Raw genomic sequence first — 14,732 nt, 5'->3', positions numbered from 1 at the left:
TTACCTAACGGGTCAGCCAGCTCGTTGGGTTAGTGGGCGTGCCTTTGCGTCTGATCTCAAAGTACAGCGCGGAGCGGTCTTGCCCGCCGCTGTCGCCGACAAGGGCAATCGACTCGTTGGCTTGTACCGTATCACCCACCTTTTTCAACAGGGTCTGGTTGTAGCCATAGAAGCTCATGTCGCCCTTGCCGTGATCGACGACAACCATCAGGCCATAGCCTCGTAGCCAATCGGCAAAGACCACCTTACCGGAGTAGACGGCCTTGACCGGGTTGCCCGTCTGCTGGCCTATCACCATGCCTTTCCAGCGCAATTCGCCCTGCTGCTGGGAATTGTACGAGTGAATGACAGGGCCTTTCACCGGCCAAGCGAGCTTGCCTTTATGCTTGCTGAGCCCGTTCATGGGAGCCCGGCGCGCGGCTTCGGCTGCAGCCGCTTTGGCCCTCGCAATCTCTTTGACCAGGCGCTTTTCGTTGTCTTTAAGCTCGGCCAGGTATTGGCTGTCGGAGCGGATTTGCCCGGTCAGCGAGCGAACCGTCTTCTGGCGTTGTCGTTGTTCGGCTTCAAGTTGCGTTTTTTCCTTGGTGAGCTTGGCAAGCAGCGTTGTTTGTTGCTGGCGCTGGGATTCCAGCTGGTGCTGCTTGAGCTGGATTTCAGTGGTGGTGGCAGCCAGCTCATCAAGCGCCTTGATCCGGGCTTGACTGAGATGCTCGGCATAAACGGTGTAGCGATCTAACTTGTGGTGATCGCTGTTGCCCAGAAGCAGGGCGAGTTGGCTGTTTTTGCCTTGCTTGTATTGGGCGTTGAGAAGCTCTTTGAGTAGTTCCTGCTGGCCGAGTTGTTGCTGTTCCAGTTGGCGCTGTTGTTGTTCCAGCGTTTTGATAGAAGAAGACAGCTTGGCGTGTTGGTTTTCGGCATCATGAATGGCTTTTGCCGTTTTGGCGATGCTGGTCTCTTGCTTGCGCAAGGCTTGTTGTAGGCTGTCGACTTTTTTCTTGTTGGCACTTACTTGGCTTTGCTGGCGCGAAATCTCCTGCTTCACCCCGTCAAGTTGGCCTTGGTTGGCCTGCGCGGGGGGCGGTGCGCCGAGCGCCAGGCATAACAAAGCGCCAGTGCATAATGCACTGGCGCGGAGAGGTTGGTTAAGGTATCTGATCATATCCCGCATGGGATTGATTATTTCAGATCAAATAGCACCTGACCAGTCATCTCTGAAGGGATTTCCATATCTGATAGCGCCAGCATAGTTGGTGCAAGATCAGACAGTTTACCGCCTTCTTTCAGGGAAATAGCTTTGTCACCAACGTAAACAAGTGGTACAGGTAGGTTGGTGTGGGCAGTGTGGATGCCGCCAGTTTCAGGGTTGATCATCATTTCCGCGTTACCGTGGTCGGCGGTGATCAGCATTTGGCCACCCACTTCCTTGATGGCTTCAACCACTTGGCCAATGCAACCGTCTAGCGCTTCACAAGCCTGGACTGCCGCATCGTATACGCCGGTGTGGCCAACCATGTCGCCGTTCGGGTAGTTACAGATGATGGTGTCGAACTCGCCGCCTTTGATTGCCGCAACCAGTTTTTCAGTCAGCTCTGGCGCGCTCATTTCAGGCTGGAGGTCGTAAGTCGCCACTTTTGGCGAAGCAACCAGCTGGCGTGACTCGCCGTCGAACTCATTTTCTACGCCGCCGTTGAAGAAGAAGGTAACGTGAGCGTATTTCTCTGTTTCAGAGATACGTAGCTGCTTCTTGCCTTTCTTCGACAGCCACTCGCCTAGGGTGTTTTCCAGGCTTGCTGGCGGGAAGGCGATTGGCAGGTTGATGTCGGCTGCGTATTGGGTCAGCATCACAACATCAGCTAGGGCTGGGAATTGAGCGCGCTCAAAACCTGCGAAGTCCACTTCGAAAGCACGGGTGATCTGGCGGGCACGGTCGGCACGGTAGTTCATGAAGATAACGGCATCGCCATCTGCCATTGCGGCTACGTCCTGGCCTTCTGCGCGGATTTCCGTTGCTTTAACGAACTCATCGTTCTCGTCACGTGCGTAAGCGGCTTCTAGGCCCTCAACCGCAGATGCCGCGCTGAACTCAGCTTTGGCTGCGGTAAGCAGGTTGTAGGCAACTTCCACGCGATCCCAGTTGTTGTCGCGGTCCATTGCGTAGTAACGGCCAACCAATGAAGCAACGCGGCCTTTGCCAAGCTCGGCAAACAGGGCATCGAAGCGCTCAAGCGATGCTTGTGCACTGCGTGGTGGCGTGTCACGGCCGTCTAGGAAGCAGTGTAGGTAGATTTTTTCTGCACCGCGTTTAGCTGCTAGCTCAACCGCTGCCGCGATGTGGTCTTCGTGGCTGTGAACACCGCCTGGCGACATTAGGCCCATCAGGTGAACGGCTTTGCCAGCGTTAACCGCTTTGTCGATAGCCGACGTTAGCGCTTCGTTCTCGAAGAAGTCGCCGTCAGCGATAGACTTGGTGATACGGGTTAGATCTTGGTAAACAACACGGCCTGCACCGATGTTGGTGTGACCTACTTCAGAGTTACCCATCTGGCCGTCAGGTAGACCAACATCCATACCTGAAGCTGAAATCAGCGTGTTGGCTTCGTTTGCCATCAGGCTGTCCATAACAGGCGTATTTGCATTGGCAATGGCGTTGTTGGCGTTGTCTTCGCGGTAACCCCAACCATCTAGGATAACCAAAGCCAGTGGCTTCTTAGCAGACATATGCTGTCCCTCGTAAAGTTAGTAATCTGAGTTTAATTTAGATCAATTACCTTAAATATCAGCATCGGCGGAATATTTAAGGTAATTGGACTCGCTTCCCGTAATTTTACTACAGTTTACGTCACAAACTGTAGGGCAAGATCAAACAATGCTGTAAATAGATTGTTATCTTCCTACAAGAATATATCTCAGAGAACGGGCTGAAGCACAGTTTTTTGCACATTTTATTGCCAATAGCCCCTCAAGGATCGCTCAAGGCTTATACTGTTGATATTTGTATCGAGTGAGCCGAGGCGCGTAATTCCTTTCCTCTGCTGTACAACGACACTGGCGTGGGTATACTCGTGATCCTTATTTTGATGGAGTTTGGCCTAGGTTACCGCAGGCTGATATTAGGAAAGTAGAGCGAAAATCATGCAGCAATACATCGATTTTGTAACAAGTAACCCAATTTTATCCCTTGTATGGGTCGGTTTGGTTGTGGCGATCATCTCGTCGTTCATTAAGCAGAAGACGGCGGGCTACAAAATTGTGACCCCTAACGAAGCAACAGGGATGATCAACCGCGAAGACGGTATTTTTGTTGATATCCGTAGCCGTGACGAATACCGCCAGGGCCATATTGCGGGTGCACTTCACATTTTGCCAAGCCAAATTAAAGATCAGAACTTTGCTGAGCTTGAAAAATACAAGAGTGCCCCAATCATCGTAGTATGCAAGACAGGCCAGACAGCTCCAGAGAGCGCCAACCTACTGAACAAGGCGGGCTTTGAGAACGTTAGCCTGCTAAAAGACGGTTTGATTTCTTGGAACGAGGCAAATCTACCTCTTGTTCGCAGCAAGTCGTCAAAAGGCAAGAAGTAATTTGTTAAAGGGCGCATCGCGTCCGGCAAACTGAATTTGTGCAGCGTGTGATGACTATCATGGTTGCGATATTGATTAAGCTCACGCGAGTGAGATGAGAGAAAAAAGGACTCTAAAATGGCTGAAGCAGCAAACAACGAAGCACAGCAGCAGAACTTCCAAATCCAGCGTATCTTCCTAAAAGACGTGTCTTTCGAAGCGCCAAACTCTCCAGACATGTTCCAGAAAGAGTGGAACCCAGATGTAAAACTGGACCTTGATACCCAGAGCCGCGAGCTAGGCGAAGGTGTATTCGAAGTTATCCTTCGTCTGACTGTAACAGTTAAGAACGCAGAAGAAACTGCATTCCTATGTGAAGTTCAGCAAGGCGGTATCTTCTCTGTTGCGGGTATGGAAGCGCCTCAGCTTGCTCACTGCCTGGGTGCATTCTGCCCGAATATCCTGTTCCCGTACGCACGTGAAACGATTTCTAGCCTAGTGGTTAAGGGTACGTTCCCTCAGCTGAACCTTGCACCAGTTAACTTCGATGCATTGTTCATGAACTACCTTCAGAACCAGCAGGCGCAAGCTAACACAGAAAACACTGAAGCGTAATTTTTGGTGAACGATATGAATCCAGGCAACAATAACGCCATTAGCATGACTGTCTTAGGGGCCGGCTCGTACGGTACCTCATTGGCGATCTCACTTGCCCGCAACGGGGCCAATGTGATCCTGTGGGGACATGAGCCTGAGCATATGGCCCAGCTTGAGATGGACCGTGCCAACGAGGCGTTCTTGCCCGGCGTCCCTTTCCCCGACACCTTGATTGTCTCGGCAGATTTGCAAGAGGCGGTTCAAGCCTGCCGCGATCTGTTGGTCGTTGTACCAAGCCATGTATTTGGCGAGGTCCTTGGTAATATGAAGCCGTTTTTGCGTGAAGACTCGCGCATCTGCTGGGCCACCAAGGGGCTGGAGCCCGAAACTGGCCGCTTGCTAAAAGAAGTGGCGGTTGAAGCGTTAGGGGACGATATTCCATTGGCTGTGCTTTCCGGTCCTACCTTTGCCAAAGAGCTGGCGGCAGGAATGCCTACCGCGATTGCCGTCTCGTCGCCCGACGACGAGTTTGTCGGTGATCTGCAAGAGAAAATTCACTGTAGCAAGACGTTCCGCGTTTACAGCAACAGCGATTTTATCGGTATGCAGCTTGGCGGTGCGGTGAAGAACGTGATTGCTATCGGTGCCGGGATGTCTGACGGCATTGGCTTTGGTGCCAACGCTCGTACCGCATTGATCACCCGCGGCCTGGCAGAAATGTCGCGCTTGGGTGCAGCGCTTGGGGCGCAGCCGGAAACCTTCATGGGGATGGCGGGACTGGGTGATCTTGTACTCACCTGTACCGACAACCAATCGCGCAACCGTCGTTTTGGCTTGGCCTTGGGCCAAGGCAAGGATGTCGATAGCGCGCAAGAGGAAATCGGCCAGGTGGTCGAAGGCTACCGCAATACCAAGGAAGTCTGGGTTCTATCACAGCGTATCGGTGTGGAAATGCCGATCACCGAGCAAATCTACCAGGTGCTTTACCAAGGCAAAGATGCCCGTGAAGCAGCCAAGGATCTGCTGGCTCGCGAGAAAAAAGACGAGTAATGCCCTGGGAGCCTGAATAGCAGGTTCTATTGGGTATTATTATCGCAACGCAGGCCTTGATGCCTGCGTTGTTTTTTTTTCAGGGCGCGTTAAAGTTAAAACAAAGCAAACACAAGATCGAGGATGATGTGAGGGAATGTCAACAAGACGCTGTTTGGCAGGCGATCAAGCAGGAAGCACGACAGCAATCAGAGCAAGAGCCGATGCTGGCCAGTTTTTATCATGCGACCATTATCAAGCATGACAATTTGGCGGCGGCGCTGAGCTACATTCTGGCCAACAAGCTAGCCACCCCTTCAATGCCGGCCATGGCGGTGAGGGAGGTCGTGGAAGAAGCATTTGATGCCGATTGCTATATCACCGAATCCGCCGCGTGTGATATCCGTGCCGTGGTTGAGCGAGATCCCGCCGTTGAGATGTTCTCGATCCCACTGCTTTATCTCAAGGGGTTCCACGCCCTGCAGGGCTACCGGGTGGCAAACTGGCTTTGGAAGCAGAACCGGGTTGCGCTGGCGGTCTATCTTCAGAACCAAATTTCCGTTGCCTGCCAGGTCGATGTCCACCCGGCTGCCAAAATCGGGCAGGGGATCATGTTTGACCATGCCACCGGTATCGTGATCGGTGAAACGGCGGTTATCGAAAACGACGTTTCTATCTTGCAGGATGTCACCTTGGGTGGTACCGGTAAGGAAGGCGGCGACCGTCACCCTAAGATCCGCGAAGGGGTCATGATTGGTGCGGGCGCCAAGGTGCTCGGCAATATCGAGGTTGGCGAAGGGGCCAAGATTGGCTCATGCTCGGTGGTGCTCAATGCGGTACCGCCGCATACCACGGTGGCTGGCGTACCGGCCAAAGTTGTAGGCCGGCCTAGCACCGAAAAACCCGCAATGGATATGGATCAGTGCTTTAACGGTACCAGCCAAACCTTCATTGCCGGCGATGGCATTTAAGCCCTATACCGCACCCTTGAAGCCAAACTGGCGCCAGGCCTCGTAACCAATGATAGCGGCAGCATTGGAGAGGTTCAGGCTGCGGCTGTCGGGGTGCATAGGAATGCGCAGGCGTTGCTCTAGTGGCAGGCTATCAATAAGATCGGCCGGCAGGCCGCGGGTCTCCGGGCCGAATAGCAGCACGTCGCCTTCCTGGAACTGGGCATTGGTGTGGTAGTTGGTTGTTTTGGTGGTGCAGGCAAACAACCGGCGATCGCCAATGTGCGCCATGAAAGCGGCAAAGTCTTTGTGGCGATGGACATGGGCAAGATCGTGGTAGTCCAAACCTGCGCGGCGCAATTTCTTTTCTTCCAAATCAAACCCGAGCGGTTCAATTAAGTGCAGGTTGGCACCACAGTTGGCACACAGGCGGATAATGTTGCCGGTATTCGGGGCGATTTCCGGCTCGTAAAGGGCGATATCAAACATGGTCGCTCGCTATTGGGTTGGGCGGTTAAAAGTCTATGACCGCCATTGTAACCAAAATTGGCCATGAAAAAACGGTGAACCGACTGGCTCACCGTTTGGGTGGGGTGAGGCGACCTGTTTAGCGGGCCAGCGGTAGGCGAATGGTAATTTGCAAGCCGCCAAGCGAACTGCGGCTCGCCTTGATAGTACCGCTATGCTGGCGGATGGCACTTTCGGTGATGGCCAAGCCTAGGCCGGTGCCGCCGCTGCTTCGGTCCCGCGCCGTTGATACCCGGTAGAATGGGCGGAAGATGTCCTCGAGCTCACCGTCTGGTACCCCTTCGCCATTGTCTTCCACCGATATTTCCAGCCACTCCCCGTCCTCTTGATCTTGGTGGAACTGGACCGCGATGGTGTCGTCGCCATACTTGATGGCATTGCGGATCACGTTCTCCAATGCACTGATCAGCAAATTGGGGTTGCCGCGGATCGGCCAGTCTTGCAACGGTGTGTAGCTCATGCTCTTGCCCCTTTGCTCGGCTTCGAAGCGGGCGTCTTCCAGCATGTCGTACCATAGGGTATTGGCATCGGCGAGCTCGCGGTGTTCATGGCTGTTCACCTGCATTCTCGAAAGCTCCAGCAGTTCACCAATCATTTTTTCCAACCGCTCAGCTTCGGTGTCGATGCGGTCGAGCTCCTTGCTATCGCCTTGCTTGCGCTGGGCAAGGGCGGTTGCCATGCGCAAGCGGGTGAGTGGTGAGCGAAGCTCGTGGGAAATATCCGAGAGCAGCCGCTGCTGGCCGCCAATCATTTGGTTAATTGCCCCGACCATTTGGTTGAAGCTGGCACCGGCTTGCTTGAACTCGCGCGGGCCGGACTCGAGCTTAGGATCCGCCTCAAATTGCCCCTTGGCAACACGCTCGGATGCCTGTTGCAAGCGGCGGGCAGGAATGGTGATGGCCCAAGCCAACCATAACAGCAGCGGGGTGCTGACCAGCATGGTGACCAATAGCAGCTGGAATGGCTTGTCGAGAATTTGGATGAAGAACGGCGGGGGCTCGCGCCATAGCCGGCCGACATACATCAGTACCTGGGTGTTTTCGTGCTCGACGGCAAATGGCCCGGCCATCATCCAGCGACCGTAAAGCTTCTGCTTGGGATCGTCAGGGCTATCTGCCATGGTGATGAAATTGCGCAGGGCTTTGTTGTGCCCCCGCGGGGTGATGATATCGCCCTCGAGGGTGGTGAAATAAAGCTGGAACCGCTTATGGCGATCCTTGTTGGTAAAGCGCTTGAGCTTTTTCTCCAGCGAGCCGTAACTGCGTGAAATTTGCTGCGAGATACTCTGCGCCGATGCCTCAAACCGCTTAAGCTGCGGTTCGGGAATGGTGTGCTGCGCCCGCGGATCCAGGTTGGGCAATAGCAATAGGGTTAGCACCACAATAAGCAGTGTTAACCAGAAAACCGCAAAGATACGGCTATAGAGGCTGGAAAAGCGAGGCAATCGCATTAGGCATCCTCGACCAGTAGGTAGCCCTTGCCACGCAAGGTTTTGATCCATGCCTTGCCGTCTTCGCGCGCGGGCAGCTTTTTGCGCAGGTTAGAGACGTGCATGTCGATGGCGCGATCAAACGGGGCGAGGCGCTTGCCGAGTACTTCTAGGCTAAGCTCGTCCTTGGCGATGATTTTGCCGGGGTTTTGGATAAAGTAGCTAAGCAGTGCTAGTTCGGTGCCCGTCATGTCGATAGGCTCTCCTTTGCAGAGCACTTCCTGGCGGCCTGGGTATATGGTGATCCCCTGGTAGGTGAGATCATCTTGGCCGGATTTCGTCGTTGGGCCTGATGATTGGGTGCGGCGTAAAATGGCACGCATTCTGGCCAGTAGTTCACGGTCGCTAAAGGGTTTTGGCAGGTAGTCGTCGGCACCCAGCTCAAGCCCGAGCACACGGTCGATCTCTTCCCCCTTGGCGGTCAACATCAGTACCGGTGTGGCATGTTTCTCCCGTAGGCGGCGTAGCATTTCGGTGCCGTTCATGACCGGCATCATGACATCAAGCAAGATCAGATCAACGCTGTCGTTGACCTGCGCCAAGCCTTGCTCGCCATTATTGGCTTCGACTACGTCAAACCCTTCCATTTCGAGGATATCGGTGAGCAATGAAGTCAGTTCAGTATCGTCATCAACTAGCAGGATCTTCGCCATGGCTGTTACCTTTATTCATAGAGCGGGTGATTTAAGTATCCCTAAAGTCAAACAGGGAGCCAAGTAAAAGCCATCTGGCTTTACGCAATTTTACGTTATCCAGACAGCGCTTTACCTTGCAAGGCGTATTCTATATCCATACCCGATGACGGAATGCGAACCAGCACTTCCCCATACAAATAAGTGAAACATTGGAGACGAATACCATGACAACATTTAAGAAGACCCTAGCAGTAGCCATCGCCCTTCCTCTTGCCCTTGGTTCGGCTTCAGCGTTGGCTTATGGTGGCGGCAAGCACCATGGTGGTAAAGGGCATCACCAGTGTGGAATGAAAGACGGCCACAAAATCTTCCGCCAGCTTGATTTAACTGCGGAGCAGAAAGAGCAGATGAAGGAGCTGCGCCAGGCTAACCGTGATGAGATGCGCGGCGATATGGCTGACAAGCATGCCGCGATGCAAGCGCAGCACCAGCAGATGCAAGCCCTGATGCTAGCAGAAGACTTCGACGAGGCAGCGGTTCGCGCCTTGGCTGAGCAAATGAGTGAGCAGCAGGTGGAACGCCGCGTTGCGATGATGGAAAAGCGCCACGAAATGATGAATATCCTAACGCCTGAGCAGAAAACCAAGTACCAGGAGCTGCAGGCAGAGCGTGCCGAGAAGTGCCAGAGCCGCATGGAAGAACGCCGCGCGAACTAAGCGGGTAACCTCTGTTGCCTAACAAGGTTAAAAACCGCCACGATTGTGGCGGTTTTTTTCGATAAAGTGGTGTTAAGCGTTTACAAAAATTCATGGCTTTGCATTTTTTTTGTTATTAATTTTCGTTGTAAAACAGCTATACTGCGGGGTATTGACCAGCCTGTGCTGTTTTATCAGGTGTGATTATCATGGATGAATGCACAATCACCAGCGGTTATCACCCCTCCCAGCGCACAACTGGTGGCTCTGATCTCAGGTTGTATACTTGTGGTAGATGATGGGCAAACCCGTGTGTCTTACCCAAGTGGTTTATCAATCAGAGCATTCACTGTTTCGTTGTGATCAACGGGCCTCCCCACGCATCTAAGCGGTGTGTGAGAGAAGTCGGAGGCTATCGTGATATGAATCAACAAAATTTTTTATCAAAATTGTAATACTCCTACATTAGTAGGAAAGTTACAGTTTACACGAGCATAAACTTTTCACAGTTTGTGATGCCGAGAGGGGGAACCTTGGCAACTCGTGCCGGATTTGAATTTTCATTTCCCAAAGTCAGAGGGTAACCATGATTAAGAAGATTGGTGTATTGACCAGTGGTGGTGACGCACCTGGTATGAACGCGGCAGTTCGCGGTGTTGTTCGTGCAGCATTGTCTGAAGGCCTGGAAGTATACGGTGTTTACGACGGCTATCAGGGCCTGCACCAGAACCGTATCGAAAAACTGACGCGCTCAAGCGTATCAGACGTGATCAACAAGGGCGGTACGTTCTTGGGTTCTGCACGTTTTCCTGAATTCAAAGATGAGAAAGTACGTGCTCAGGCGATTGAAAACCTGAAGATCCACGGCATTGACGCATTGGTTGTTATCGGTGGTGATGGTTCGTACATGGGTGCGAAGAAGCTGACTGAGATGGGCTACCCATGTATCGGTCTGCCAGGCACAATCGACAACGACGTTGCGGGTACTGATTACACCATTGGTTACCTAACGGCACTGAACACGGTTATCGACGCGATTGACCGTCTACGTGACACGTCTTCTTCGCACCAGCGTATTTCTATCGTTGAAGTGATGGGCCGCCACTGTGGCGATCTAACACTGATGTCAGCGATTGCAGGTGGTTGTGAGTACATCATCACACCAGAGACTGGCTTGAACAAAGAAGAGCTACTGGCGAAGATCAAAGAAGGGATCTACAAAGGTAAGAAGCACGCGATCATTGCCCTAACCGAGCTAATGACCGACGCGAACGAGCTGGCGAAGTACATCGAAGATGAAACTGGCCGCGAAACACGTGCCACTGTGCTTGGCCACATCCAGCGTGGTGGTCAGCCAACGGCATTCGACCGTATCCTGGCGTCTCGCATGGGTGCATACTCGGTTGAGCTTCTTATGGAAGGTCACGGCGGTCGTTGCGTGGGTATCCAGAACGAGAAGATGGTTCACCACGACATCATCGATGCTATCGAAAACATGAAGCGCCCAGTTCGCAAAGATCTGTACGCGCTGGCAGACAAGCTGTTCTAATCAGCCTTGTTAGCAAAAAAACCGGCCTAGGCCGGTTTTTTTTATGCCTGAAGCCTTGCCTGGGCGAAAGCGGTAGGCAATAAAAAAGCTACCCTAGGGTAGCTTTTTCACATCAACGTAGGTGTTGATTATTTCTTTGCTTCAGCCGCGGCTTTCGCGATAGCTGCAAAGCTTGCTGCGTCTAGCGCTGCGCCACCAACTAGTGCGCCGTCGATGTCAGGCTGTGCGAAGTATGCTGCAGCGTTGTCTGGCTTAACAGAACCGCCGTACTGGATCACAACGTTCTTAGCGACTTCTTCGCTCTTGTCAGCGATGTGAGCGCGGATTGCTGCGTGGATGCGCTGTGCATCTTCAGCTGTTGCCGCTTTACCAGTACCGATAGCCCAGATTGGTTCGTAAGCGATGATTGCACCGTTTAGCGCCTCAACACCCTGAGTGTTGATCACAGCGTCGATTTGACGAGCACAAACTGCAACTGTTTCGCCAGCTTCGTTCTGAGCTTCAGACTCACCGATACATAGTACAGGTGTTAGGCCGTGCTCTTTTAGGAAAGCAAATTTCTTAGCAACGAACTCGTCTGACTCGTTGTGGTATTCACGACGCTCAGAGTGGCCGATGATGATGTGGCTAGCGCCGAAGTCTTTCAGCATTTCTGGCGAGATGTCGCCTGTGAATGCACCGCTCGCGTTAACGTCAACGTTCTGTGCACCAAGGATGATTTTGCTTTCTGCTTTGTTGATTAGCTGCTCTGCTAGGTCAAGATACATAGCTGGTGGAGCAACGGCTACGTCAACGCCTTCTAGGCCTTTAAGTTCAGCATCTAGGCCCTTAAGTAGGTTAGATACCATTTCCTTGCTACCGTTTAGCTTCCAGTTACCCATAACCACAGGATGGCGCATAGCTTTTCTCCAAATCAATTTGATGTAAAAAGGTCAATACCGAATAGTCTAGTGATCTAATGCCAAATGACTAGGCTATTGGGTATAGCTGTAAATATATAACAGCTTATGTATTTATTTTACTGTCCGAAATCATTTCTGTGCTCGGTTGTACCCTTTTCGCCGCAAAAAGTGAACCGTTGTGAGGAAATATTTTTCAGCTTGCTGGAAATACCGGCATTGCCCCAAACAACAAAGAGAGTGATCAATGGTTGAAATATAGCCTGTTTGTTTGGCTTGTCAGCAATGGATCCGTTAATGTGGGCGGGAATTAAAATAAAGTTCTGCTGTGGTTGGTTTTACTGCCGAGAACCTGCTTTTTGGTGTTGGCAAAGCACCGCAGCCACTTCACGGAGGATGTTGTGCCAAATTTAGTTATGGAATATGCCGACCCGGTTGCCGAGCGCGTCAGTATCCCTGGCCTACTGGAAGACTTGCACCAAGTATTGTTGGGGTGCGGGCTATTTGAAGCCGATTCGGTGAAATCCCGCAGTTACCCTTGCCACAACTGGCTGGTGGGTGACGAAGGGGATCTGCATAGTTTTATTCATATAGAGCTTACTATGCTATCTGGTCGCAGTGCCGAGCAGAAGCGGGAGCTAGCCCGCGAGTTGATGGTTATCCTTGAGCAGCATGCCTCGACCATCAACAGCTTGACTATCGATATTCGCGATATGGATACCGAGTGTTTCCTTAAGGTTTGCTGCTAGCCGAGCTATCGCCCGGCGGGTTCGGACGGGTAAAGGGTTTTATCTCGGCGCAATGCGCCTTGAGGGTTTCGGGGGCATTGAGCGCCAGGGCAAAGCGCTTGAGCTGTTGCTGCAACTCCGACATCAGCAGGATGTTGGTGTGGTTGGGGTTCTTGCCTGTTGCGATCACTTGGTTGATATGGCTCATTTGCGCCCGCAAGCGAGGCTGCATGGCTTCGCTGGCATTGTTTATGATTTCCTCGCTCATCGAGAGGCGCAATGCCTCCAGCTCTTCAGGGGCGTTTTCAGCCATTGCTTTTAGCTCGTCAAAAGAGGGTAGGGTCTGCATACGGCACTCCACATTGCTACGGCATGACTTCGAAAGGTAATGAAGTCGAATGTCACCTTTGGCGATTGGTAAAGTTATTGAGTGGTTATGCACTAAATTTAGTCACTGCGTTGCAGCAAAAGTGGCTCAGGAGTGAGACAGGGTATCAGACAATAAATGGCCGCTATGCATAGCGGCCAGGCAGAGGGTTTGGATGGGGCGGGGGAGCGGGCTTGGTTACCAATAATGCTCGACAGTGATTTGCCCCGGCTTGCGGCGAAGGTTCTTGGTAAAGCCTTTTGCTTCGAGTACGGCCTTGGTTTCCTTGACCATCTCAGGGTTGCCGCAAATCATGATTTGGCTTTTCTCTGGCACCAGCGGCAGCCCGACGCGGCGCTCAAGCATACCGTCTTCAATGGCCTGGGGGATCCTGCCCGGCAGTGACAGTACCGCGGGCTCGCGGCTGACAAAGGGTTGGACAATCAATTGCTCTGGGTAGTTTTCCTTGAGGGTGTTGATTTCCCCCTGGTAGCTCAGATCGGCCGAGAAGCGTACCGCGTGGATCAGGATGACCTTGCGAAACCGCTGCCATACTGCTTTTTCCCTTAGCAGCGACAGGTAGGGCCCAATGGCGGTTCCCGTGGCAAGCAGCCATAAGTGCTCGCCTTCAGGGACTTCGTCTAGGGTAAAATAGCCGTTGGCCCGGGCAGAGACATAGACGGTGTCGCCTTGCTCAAGGGAGTGGAGGCGGGGGGATAGCAACCCGTCGGCAACGCGGGTGGCGTATATCTCGATATTGCCATCGCCCGGGGGGTTAACGAAGGAGTAGGCACGCTGGACCATTTTGCCGTCTATCTCCAGTCCCAGCTTGGTAAACTGGCCGGCCTTGAAGGGCTCGATATTGGCTTTGAGCACAAGACTAAATAAATCATTGTTCCAATGACGGTTGGTAATCACCTCAGCAGGGATCCAGTCAGCCATAGTTATCTCCTCGTTATGATTTTATTATTCGATAAGCGCAGCGCCTCTCTCCGGCGATAATGTGTTCATTTCTCTCGACCTGATAATTGTCACCCAGCAAGCGCTGGAAAACCGATAACTCAGATTGGCAAAGTGAAGGGCAACGTTTAGCGGCATGGCAAATTGGGCAGTGGTTCTCGATCAAGATGAAGGCATCGCCATCTTGATGGAGCTCTACCATATAGCCTTCCTGTTCCCTTAGTTTAGCCAGTATTTGCAGTTTTTCTTCGATATCTGACGCCGAGCCCAGCTGCGATTGGTATTGTTCAAAGGTTTGATTCTCCCGCCTTTCGACGACTTGGCTAAGCCCGTCAGCGCCAAACAACTCCTCGACAGAATCAAGCATTTGAATAATAAGATCGCCATGGCGGTCGGTGAAGCGGCCATGCCCTTTACGGGTCAATTGCCAGTGGCGGGTCGGGCGCCCCACCTTGACTTTGACATCCTCGAAGTCAACCAGGCCTTCCTCCTCCAAGCCTTGCAGGTGCTGGCGCACCCCCATGGTGGTGAGCTTGAATTCCTCGGCAAGCACCTTGGCGGTCACGGGACCTTCCCGCTTCATGTGATATAGGATTTTATCTATTGTTTTCATATCAGCCGCTATCTACTCCGTTAGTTAATTATGTAGCCAGCCTGCTAAATAAAGCAACAACTTTACAAAGTCTTTAACTGCTGCGGGGGAGCGGGGAAAGAGCAGATAAACAAAAGGCGCACTAGGAAGTGC

16 protein-coding genes are annotated in these 14,732 nt (G+C 52.5%); 7 read left to right on the top strand and 9 right to left on the bottom strand.

The genetic code is table 11. The features are described from left to right. Positions 1-4: 4 nt before the first annotated feature. Together C9I98_RS12970 and gpmM are read right to left on the bottom strand one after the other, a co-directional pair. A complete protein-coding gene (locus tag C9I98_RS12970) occupies positions 5-1,159 on the bottom strand; it encodes a murein hydrolase activator EnvC family protein (protein WP_036823403.1) in 1,155 nt (384 codons plus the stop codon). A 17-nt stretch (positions 1,160-1,176) separates the two neighbouring features. Further along, positions 1,177-2,718, bottom strand: a complete 1,542-nt coding sequence (gene gpmM / locus C9I98_RS12965) for a 2,3-bisphosphoglycerate-independent phosphoglycerate mutase (protein ID WP_036823389.1) — start codon at positions 2,716-2,718, stop codon at positions 1,177-1,179. 414 nt (positions 2,719-3,132) lie between these two features. On the opposite strand from gpmM, the gene C9I98_RS12960 reads away from it, so the two are divergent. From C9I98_RS12960 to cysE, 4 genes are all read left to right on the top strand, one after another. Further along, positions 3,133-3,582, top strand: coding sequence for a rhodanese-like domain-containing protein (locus C9I98_RS12960; RefSeq protein WP_036823392.1), 450 nt, complete (start codon positions 3,133-3,135; stop codon positions 3,580-3,582). A 117-nt stretch (positions 3,583-3,699) separates the two neighbouring features. Continuing rightward, positions 3,700-4,176, top strand: a complete 477-nt coding sequence (secB, locus tag C9I98_RS12955) for a protein-export chaperone SecB (RefSeq protein ID WP_036823394.1) — start codon at positions 3,700-3,702, stop codon at positions 4,174-4,176. 15 nt (positions 4,177-4,191) lie between these two features. Continuing rightward, positions 4,192-5,208 (top strand): NAD(P)H-dependent glycerol-3-phosphate dehydrogenase, encoded by a 1,017-nt coding sequence (gene gpsA / locus C9I98_RS12950; RefSeq protein WP_107272057.1) that lies wholly within the window; start codon positions 4,192-4,194, stop codon positions 5,206-5,208. A gap of 128 nt (positions 5,209-5,336) precedes the next feature. Continuing rightward, entirely contained in the window at positions 5,337-6,158 is an 822-nt protein-coding gene (gene cysE / locus C9I98_RS12945; protein ID WP_107272093.1) for a serine O-acetyltransferase, read from the top strand. Between the two features lie 3 nt (positions 6,159-6,161). Here the strand turns inward: cysE and trmL are convergent, their stop codons facing one another. From trmL to C9I98_RS12930, 3 genes are all read right to left on the bottom strand, one after another. Continuing rightward, positions 6,162-6,626: a tRNA (uridine(34)/cytosine(34)/5-carboxymethylaminomethyluridine(34)-2'-O)-methyltransferase TrmL gene (trmL, locus tag C9I98_RS12940; protein WP_036825110.1), complete on the bottom strand. Its 465-nt coding sequence runs from the start codon at positions 6,624-6,626 to the stop codon at positions 6,162-6,164. Positions 6,627-6,744: 118 nt separating this feature from the next. Then, positions 6,745-8,115: an envelope stress sensor histidine kinase CpxA gene (cpxA, locus tag C9I98_RS12935; protein WP_036825111.1), complete on the bottom strand. Its 1,371-nt coding sequence runs from the start codon at positions 8,113-8,115 to the stop codon at positions 6,745-6,747. Beyond that, positions 8,115-8,807 (bottom strand): response regulator, encoded by a 693-nt coding sequence (locus tag C9I98_RS12930; RefSeq protein WP_036825113.1) that lies wholly within the window; start codon positions 8,805-8,807, stop codon positions 8,115-8,117. The genes cpxA and C9I98_RS12930 overlap by 1 nt, the downstream gene beginning before the upstream one ends. Positions 8,808-9,013: 206 nt before the next feature. Between C9I98_RS12930 and C9I98_RS12925 the strand changes: the two genes are divergently transcribed. Together C9I98_RS12925 and pfkA are read left to right on the top strand one after the other, a co-directional pair. Beyond that, positions 9,014-9,505, top strand: a complete 492-nt coding sequence (locus tag C9I98_RS12925; RefSeq protein ID WP_036825116.1) for a CpxP family protein — start codon at positions 9,014-9,016, stop codon at positions 9,503-9,505. A 565-nt stretch (positions 9,506-10,070) separates the two neighbouring features. Then, a complete protein-coding gene (gene pfkA, locus C9I98_RS12920; RefSeq protein WP_036827848.1) occupies positions 10,071-11,033 on the top strand; it encodes a 6-phosphofructokinase in 963 nt (320 codons plus the stop codon). A 128-nt stretch (positions 11,034-11,161) separates the two neighbouring features. Here the strand turns inward: pfkA and tpiA are convergent, their stop codons facing one another. Then, a complete protein-coding gene (gene tpiA / locus C9I98_RS12915; protein WP_036828623.1) occupies positions 11,162-11,932 on the bottom strand; it encodes a triose-phosphate isomerase in 771 nt (256 codons plus the stop codon). Positions 11,933-12,333: 401 nt separating this feature from the next. On the opposite strand from tpiA, the gene C9I98_RS12910 reads away from it, so the two are divergent. Continuing rightward, positions 12,334-12,681: a 5-carboxymethyl-2-hydroxymuconate Delta-isomerase gene (locus C9I98_RS12910; RefSeq protein WP_036829238.1), complete on the top strand. Its 348-nt coding sequence runs from the start codon at positions 12,334-12,336 to the stop codon at positions 12,679-12,681. Here C9I98_RS12910 and C9I98_RS12905 read toward each other — a convergent pair. The 3 genes from C9I98_RS12905 to C9I98_RS12895 all read right to left on the bottom strand — a co-directional run bounded on the left by C9I98_RS12905 (position 12,665) and on the right by C9I98_RS12895 (position 14,600). Beyond that, entirely contained in the window at positions 12,665-13,009 is a 345-nt protein-coding gene (locus C9I98_RS12905) for a DUF3135 domain-containing protein (RefSeq protein ID WP_036829235.1), read from the bottom strand. The genes C9I98_RS12910 and C9I98_RS12905 overlap by 17 nt on opposite strands. 216 nt (positions 13,010-13,225) lie before the next feature. Next, a complete protein-coding gene (locus C9I98_RS12900; RefSeq protein ID WP_107272056.1) occupies positions 13,226-13,969 on the bottom strand; it encodes a ferredoxin--NADP reductase in 744 nt (247 codons plus the stop codon). Positions 13,970-13,982: 13 nt separating this feature from the next. Continuing rightward, positions 13,983-14,600 (bottom strand): helix-turn-helix transcriptional regulator, encoded by a 618-nt coding sequence (locus C9I98_RS12895; protein ID WP_107272055.1) that lies wholly within the window; start codon positions 14,598-14,600, stop codon positions 13,983-13,985. Positions 14,601-14,732 lie beyond the last annotated feature (132 nt).

It is taken from the genome of Photobacterium sanctipauli, from assembly GCF_003026495.1.
In the GTDB taxonomy this organism is placed as follows: Bacteria; Pseudomonadota; Gammaproteobacteria; order Enterobacterales; family Vibrionaceae; genus Photobacterium; species Photobacterium sanctipauli.
This window is presented reverse-complemented; position numbering and strand designations above follow the sequence as displayed.

Coding starts and splice junctions, on each gene's coding strand:
- C9I98_RS12970 (WP_036823403.1), bottom strand. CDS start 1,159: ATGATCAGATACCTTAACCAACCTCTCCGCGCCAGTGCATTATGCACT.
- gpmM (WP_036823389.1), bottom strand. CDS start 2,718: ATGTCTGCTAAGAAGCCACTGGCTTTGGTTATCCTAGATGGTTGGGGT.
- C9I98_RS12960 (WP_036823392.1), top strand. CDS start 3,133: ATGCAGCAATACATCGATTTTGTAACAAGTAACCCAATTTTATCCCTT.
- secB (WP_036823394.1), top strand. CDS start 3,700: ATGGCTGAAGCAGCAAACAACGAAGCACAGCAGCAGAACTTCCAAATC.
- gpsA (WP_107272057.1), top strand. CDS start 4,192: ATGAATCCAGGCAACAATAACGCCATTAGCATGACTGTCTTAGGGGCC.
- trmL (WP_036825110.1), bottom strand. CDS start 6,626: ATGTTTGATATCGCCCTTTACGAGCCGGAAATCGCCCCGAATACCGGC.
- cpxA (WP_036825111.1), bottom strand. CDS start 8,115: ATGCGATTGCCTCGCTTTTCCAGCCTCTATAGCCGTATCTTTGCGGTT.
- C9I98_RS12930 (WP_036825113.1), bottom strand. CDS start 8,807: ATGGCGAAGATCCTGCTAGTTGATGACGATACTGAACTGACTTCATTG.
- C9I98_RS12925 (WP_036825116.1), top strand. CDS start 9,014: ATGACAACATTTAAGAAGACCCTAGCAGTAGCCATCGCCCTTCCTCTT.
- pfkA (WP_036827848.1), top strand. CDS start 10,071: ATGATTAAGAAGATTGGTGTATTGACCAGTGGTGGTGACGCACCTGGT.
- tpiA (WP_036828623.1), bottom strand. CDS start 11,932: ATGCGCCATCCTGTGGTTATGGGTAACTGGAAGCTAAACGGTAGCAAG.
- C9I98_RS12905 (WP_036829235.1), bottom strand. CDS start 13,009: ATGCAGACCCTACCCTCTTTTGACGAGCTAAAAGCAATGGCTGAAAAC.
- C9I98_RS12900 (WP_107272056.1), bottom strand. CDS start 13,969: ATGGCTGACTGGATCCCTGCTGAGGTGATTACCAACCGTCATTGGAAC.
- C9I98_RS12895 (WP_107272055.1), bottom strand. CDS start 14,600: ATGAAAACAATAGATAAAATCCTATATCACATGAAGCGGGAAGGTCCC.